Source organism: Variovorax boronicumulans (assembly GCF_040544675.1).
In the GTDB taxonomy this organism is placed as follows: domain Bacteria; phylum Pseudomonadota; class Gammaproteobacteria; order Burkholderiales; family Burkholderiaceae_C; genus Variovorax; species Variovorax boronicumulans_D.
The window spans coordinates 1-1132 of record NZ_JBEPKK010000055.1; the positions used below are offsets into that span (position 1 = coordinate 1).

A 1132-nucleotide genomic window follows, 5' to 3' on the forward strand; every position below is an offset into this window, starting at 1 on the left:
TGATGGTCTCCACCGCCCCGCCGGTGATCGTGCGCGTCTCCCCGCTGCTCACCGTCTCGGTGGCACCGCCGGTCACCGTGCGCGTCTCGCCCCCGTCGATGGTCTCCACCGCCCCGCCGGTGATGTGCCGCTCTTCACCCGCCTCGTAGGTGGCCGACTCGTGCCCCTTGATCAGCGTGGTGCGCGTCTTGTCGGTGGTGTGCGTCTCGTCGCCCTCCACCTCCACATCCAGGTTGCGCTCGGCATGCACCAGGATCTGCTCGGCGCCCATCCTGTCCTCGAACACGAACGCATTGGCCGTGGCCTGCGAGCCGCCCTTGGACGAGCGCGTGACGATGCCGCTCTTGGTGGCCTCCCCCGGCAACGCGAAAGGCGGCATCTGGTCGGCGTTGTACACGCGGCCCACGATCACCGGACGGTCGGGCCGACCGCCGATGAAGTCCACGATCACCTCCTGCCCGATGCGCGGCGTGAACACCCCGCCGAAGCGCTCGCCCGCCCAGATGTGCGACACCCGCACGAAGCGCGAGCTGTTCTCGTTGCGCTGGCCGTAGCGGTCCCAGTGGAACTGCACCTTCACCCGGCCGTACTGGTCGGTCCAGATCTCCTCGCCCTCGGGGCCCACCACCGTCGCGGTCTGCGGCCCGCTGGTGCGCGGCGGCGGCGTGTTGCGCGGCGACCTGAACGCGAGCGAGGTGGGCTGCGCCGTGAAGTCGAAGTCGTACTCGCCCGCCTCGGTGCCCGAGGCATAGCCGCCTTCGCGCAGCGCATACGACACGGCCGCCACCAGGTACTCGCGGTTGTCGTCCGAGCGCGGCGAGTTGCGCATCGTGAAGGTGTAGCCCGGCGCCATGCCGCGCACGGTGGCCTGGCCCGCGCTGCGCTGCGCCAGCGCCTGCGACTCTTCCAGCCGCACACGGGCGTAGTGCTCGCCGTCGCCGGCCGCCGGGTAGTCGCCCAGCCACTCGTACATCTCGTAGCTGGCGTTGTCCCCGCCCAGCGGCTGGCTGCGCACGTTCATCAGGTCGCCGCGGGGCGTGGTGAAGTTGAAGTCGTCCACCGTGTAGCTGCCCGAGCGAAGCTCCTCGCTGGGCTGCCAATCGCGGATGACTTCCAGGTCTTCGCTGATCGC

The 1132-nt window shown here is 70.1% G+C and carries 1 protein-coding gene; it reads right to left on the reverse strand.

Annotation, left to right across the window (positions count from 1 at the left end):
- The coding region (locus ABIC90_RS27370; RefSeq protein WP_354359888.1) for a type VI secretion system Vgr family protein at window positions 1-1132 on the reverse strand (1132 nt) is incomplete at both ends.